Consider the following 4853-nt stretch of genomic DNA (forward strand, 5'->3'; position numbering starts at 1 on the left):
TTTGCGGCGGGAAAAAGTTGAATAAAAAATATTAAGCAATTATTATTAATAAATAAAAATAGGAAAAAATATGAATGATACACCAAATTCTAATAGAACACACATTGCAATATTTGGGCGAAGAAATGTAGGTAAATCAAGTATTATCAATGCAATTGCAAATCAAGATGTTGCGATAGTTTCAGATACTGCAGGAACTACTACCGACCCTGTTAAAAAAGCTATAGAAATAAACAAAATAGGAGCATGCACCATTATTGATACTGCGGGCTTTGATGATGAGGGGGAACTTGGGGAACTAAGAATAAAAAGAACAAAAAAAATAATGGAGTCAGTTGATATTGCTTTGCTTGTATTTGATGCTAGTTTTAATGATTATTCATTAGAATTAAAATGGAAAAATAAACTAGCAAGTTTAGAGATACCTGTTGTAGCAGTTATAAATAAAATAGATTTAAATAATGATTACAAACAAATAGAACAAAATATAAAAGATATATTCGATTTGGAAACTGTTTCAATAAGTGCTAGTAAAAAAATTAATATAGATAAATTAATTGATACTATAAAATTAACTATTCCAAAAATAGAAGAGATAAGCATAACAGGACACATAATAAAAGAAAATGATATAGTAATGCTTGTTATGCCTCAGGATATTCAAGCTCCAAAAGGAAGGCTCATTCTTCCGCAGGTTCAAACTATAAGAGATATTTTAGACAATAAAGCTATAATTATTGCTTCTACATTTGATAAATTTGAAAATGCATTAAAAACATTAAGCAAAGCTCCTAAAGTTATAATAACAGATTCTCAAGTATTCAAAGAAGTAGAAAAGTTAAAGCCAGAAGAGAGTTTATTAACTTCTTTTTCAGTTCTTTTTGCTCGTTATAAAGGAAATGAAGAAGTATACAAAAGAGGTGCTGAGTTTATAGATAAATTAAATAAAAACAGTAAATTATTAATAGCAGAAAGCTGTACTCATATACCATTGGAAGGAGATATAGGAAGAGTAAAAATTCCTAATTTATTAAAAAAGAAATTCGGATTTGAGTTTGATATAGATTATGTGGCAGGGAGTGATTTTCCAGATGATTTATCAAAATATGATTTGGTGATACACTGCGGAGGGTGCATGGGTACTAGAAAACATATTTTAAATAGAATAAGAATATGCGAAGAGCAGAATGTGCCTATCACTAATTACGGCATGACTATAGCGAAGATTAATGGAGTTAAATATATATAATAATTTTAAACAAAGGAATATAAATTTGATTAATATAAACAAAGCAAAAGATATTATCAACAAAATAGAAATAGAAGAAAAAATATCAAAAGAAGATGCTTTCACTCTTTTATCATCTTTTAAATATGATAATAATATCAATATAAAAAAATTAAATAATGAAGAAAAAGAAGAAGTAAAGAACCTAAAAGAATATCTAAGACTAAAAGCAAGAGAAAAAGCGGACAAAGTATTTGGTAAATATGTTTTTATGCGTGGGCTTATAGAGTTTACTAATTACTGCAAGAATGACTGCATATATTGCGGAATAAGAAAGAGCAACAAAAATGCTGAACGCTATAGACTCACTAAAAAAGATATTTTATCAAGCTGTGAACTTGGCTATGAAATAGGCTTTAGAACTTTTGTGCTTCAAGGCGGAGAAGACCCTTATTATAATATAGGAATAATGTCTGATATAGTTGAAGCAATTAAAACTAAGTTTCCTGACTCTGCTTTAACATTATCAATAGGCGAAAAAGAAAAAGAGTATTATAAAATCTTAAAAGAGAAAGGTGCGGATAGATTTTTACTTAGGCATGAAACAGCTGACAATATTCACTACTCAAAACTTCACCCTAGCAATATGAGTTTAGAAAATAGAAAAGAATGTTTAAGAATATTAAAAAAATTAGGATATCAAACAGGCACAGGTATAATGGTTGGAAGTCCTTATCAAACTTTAGAAAATATTGCTGATGACTTAATGTTTATGCAAGAGATTAATCCTGAGATGATAGGAATAGGTCCTTTTTTGCCTCATAAAGACACACCATTTGCCAACAAAAAAAAAGGAGAATTAGAACTTACTTTAATATTAATAAGCATACTTCGTTTAATTTTTCCTTTATCCTTAATACCAGCCACCACTGCTTTAGGTACTATTAAAAAAAGTGGAAGAGAGCTTGGCATACTTTATGGTGCTAATGTTGTGATGCCTAATTTATCTCCTATTGATGTGAGAAAAAAATATTCTCTATATAACAACAAAATAGCAACAGGCACAGAATCTGCTGAAGGAGTTGAGAGCCTTAGAAAAAATATGGAAAATATTGGCTACATACTCACAGGAGAACGAGGAGATTTTGATATAAACAGAGGAAAGTAATTTCTATATAAATAAATTTTTCTTGAAACAATTAATTATATATTTTTAAAATTAAATTAAAAATCTAAATTAAACTTGTCATTTATTAATGGTATAATATTTATAACAGGCTCTTCATAAGGGTGTACTTTTTTTATAACTTTTATAGCATTTTCAACATTTTTTATATCTGTATCAAACTCTATTTTGTCTTCACTAGCCTCTGATAATTTATTAATCTCTCCGTCAAAAGGATTAGCATTTTTTAAAGGTCTCCAATAACCAGTTACTTTTGTTACAGACATTACATTATCATAATTACCAACTCCCAAAACTCCTATATTGTTTAATGCCCCTCTTAATTTATCTCTATATTCTTCAGGTATATATACTTCAATTTTTACTTTTTTAAAATCCATTATATGCTCCTTATTTAATTCATTAAATATCATAAATCTATATAATAAAGCACTATATCCTCATACTCATTATTTTTATTGAGATAGCCTTTTTTTACAATACCTATTTCATTAAAACCTATTTTTTTATATAGTCTATGAGCAGTTTCATTAGATAATACAACAGCATTAAACTGAAGTATCTTATAACCTAATTTAGCACCCTGTTTAATACAATCTCTTACTAATGCCTCCCCTACTCCTTTGCCTCTAATATTTTTATCTACAGCATAAGAAGCATTGCATATATGTCCGCACCTTCCTATATTATTAGGGTGAAGTATATAAACTCCATAAACTTTTTCTTTCTCTATTGCTAATCCAGTATAGTCCTGAGAAGAAAAATATTTATCTGCCTCTTCTTCATCTTTTAAAATATCTATTTGAGGAAAATAAATACCATCTTCTATAATGTTATTCCATATATTCATAGCATATTTAACATATTTTTTATTGTATTTTATTATTTCCATAATTAAGCTCCTTTATACTATTATATATTATCAATTTATATTATGCTATTGACAAATAATTAAAAATATTTATACTTACCATTAGTCTGAAAGCGTACTTCCAATATTTTTATTTAAAACTAAATAGGCACATAAAATGGAACTTAATGATAAAACTTTAATAGAAAATAGCAGTATAAAACTATTTTTTAAATTTGCTATACCTAGTATTTTGGGTATGATTATGGGAAGTGCTGCAGTATTTGTAGACGGCTTTTTTGTGGCACATTTTATTTCTGCTAATGCATTCACTGCAATTAATATAGTGTGGCCAATCACTGCTCTATCATTTGGTATTTATGTAATGCTTACAATAGGATCTATTGCACTCGCTGGCAAATGCATTGGAGAAAATAATATAAGAAGGGCTAATTTAATATTTACTCAAACTTTAATTGTAGTGCTTACAATAGCAACTTTACCACTTATAATAGCATATATATTTAGAACTAATTTACTTCCATTATTTGGTGCCCATGGAGAGATATATCAATTATCATTAGATTATATTGAGGGAGTATTATTTGCTACATTTTTTTGGGGTATTGCTTATGTGCTTAGTCAATTTGTAAGGCTTAATGGTTCTCCGAAGTTTGCTTCTTTAATGTTTATAATATCTTCCATAGTAAATATGATATTAGACCCTATTTTTATTGTAGTTTTTAAGTTAGGTATTTCTGGAGCTGCTTGGGCTACTGCTATATCTCAAATGATTGCATTTATTATGGGGCTATTATATTTCTTTAAGCCAAACTGCAAATTAAAAATTATAAAAGTTTATGGAGGTTGGATTTATATATTGAAAGCATCATTCAATGGATTTTCAGAGTTTTTAAGCAATTTATCTTCAGGACTTATCCCTTGGCTTTTCAATATCACCGCATATAAAATTTCTGGAAATAACGGCATACTTGTTTATTCTGTTGCTAATTATGCTATTATGTTTTTTATAATGCTAGCATATTCTATTGGTGAAGCATTAGAACCATTAGTAAGCGTTTCATATGGAGCTAAAAACAAAAACAGAATGAAAGATTTTCTAAAAATATCAATATTTTTAATTTCTATCATATCAATATTAATATCAATCATATTATTAATAAATCCAAGTTCATTAGTGAATATGCTTTTACAAGATGTTGATGTAAAAACATTTGAAGAGGCTAATTTTTTTGTAAGAGCATCAATACCCACTTTTATAGGTGTAGGAATAAATATTATAATGAGTGCCTACTATACATCAGTACAAAAGGCAGGAGCTTCAGCAATAGTAGCAGCCTTAAGAAGCACAATACTTCCAATAGCTTTAGTATTAACTCTGCCTAATATAATAGGATTTTTAGGTTTAATTTTAGTTCTTCCTATAAGCGAAATAGCAACCTTAATTGTTTCTGTGATGTTATACAAAAATAGAAAGCCAGATGTTTTAATTAGTTAGATGAAATAATATTTAAAAACTCTTTTAAACTATGCAAAATATTATCATCTAAGTTCCATATATCTTTTTT

Annotated in this window: 5 protein-coding genes; 3 read left to right on the forward strand and 2 right to left on the reverse strand. The window is 27.9% G+C overall.

Annotated elements, in window-relative coordinates; translation table 11 throughout:
* The first annotated feature begins 70 nt into the window (after positions 1 to 70).
* Positions 71 to 1249: a [FeFe] hydrogenase H-cluster maturation GTPase HydF gene (hydF, locus tag E6A48_RS10225; RefSeq protein ID WP_219710104.1), complete on the forward strand. Its 1179-nt coding sequence runs from the start codon at positions 71 to 73 to the stop codon at positions 1247 to 1249.
* A 25-nt stretch (positions 1250 to 1274) separates the two neighbouring features.
* A complete protein-coding gene (hydE, locus tag E6A48_RS10230; protein ID WP_219710105.1) occupies positions 1275 to 2396 on the forward strand; it encodes a [FeFe] hydrogenase H-cluster radical SAM maturase HydE in 1122 nt (373 codons plus the stop codon).
* 56 nt (positions 2397 to 2452) lie between these two features.
* Here the strand turns inward: hydE and E6A48_RS10235 are convergent, their stop codons facing one another.
* Both E6A48_RS10235 and E6A48_RS10240 read right to left on the reverse strand, forming a co-directional pair.
* Positions 2453 to 2794 (reverse strand): YqfO family protein, encoded by a 342-nt coding sequence (locus tag E6A48_RS10235; protein WP_219710106.1) that lies wholly within the window; start codon positions 2792 to 2794, stop codon positions 2453 to 2455.
* 29 nt (positions 2795 to 2823) lie between these two features.
* Positions 2824 to 3306 (reverse strand): GNAT family N-acetyltransferase, encoded by a 483-nt coding sequence (locus tag E6A48_RS10240; protein ID WP_219710107.1) that lies wholly within the window; start codon positions 3304 to 3306, stop codon positions 2824 to 2826.
* A 136-nt stretch (positions 3307 to 3442) separates the two neighbouring features.
* Here E6A48_RS10240 and E6A48_RS10245 point away from each other — a divergent pair, with 136 nt between their 5' ends.
* The gene (locus E6A48_RS10245) at positions 3443 to 4783 is read left to right on the forward strand and encodes an MATE family efflux transporter (protein ID WP_219710108.1); all 1341 of its coding nucleotides are present in this window, start codon (positions 3443 to 3445) and stop codon (positions 4781 to 4783) included.
* Positions 4784 to 4853: the final 70 nt, after the last annotated feature.

The organism is Brachyspira pilosicoli, from assembly GCF_019402445.1.
GTDB lineage: Bacteria > Spirochaetota > Brachyspiria > Brachyspirales > Brachyspiraceae > Brachyspira > Brachyspira pilosicoli_B.

What these genes read in the sequence shown, in the direction of transcription:
- hydF (WP_219710104.1), top strand. Translation starts at nt 71, where the DNA reads ATGAATGATACACCAAATTCTAATAGAACACACATTGCAATATTTGGG.
- E6A48_RS10235 (WP_219710106.1), bottom strand. Translation starts at nt 2,794, where the DNA reads ATGGATTTTAAAAAAGTAAAAATTGAAGTATATATACCTGAAGAATAT.
- E6A48_RS10240 (WP_219710107.1), bottom strand. Translation starts at nt 3,306, where the DNA reads ATGGAAATAATAAAATACAATAAAAAATATGTTAAATATGCTATGAAT.
- E6A48_RS10245 (WP_219710108.1), top strand. Translation starts at nt 3,443, where the DNA reads ATGGAACTTAATGATAAAACTTTAATAGAAAATAGCAGTATAAAACTA.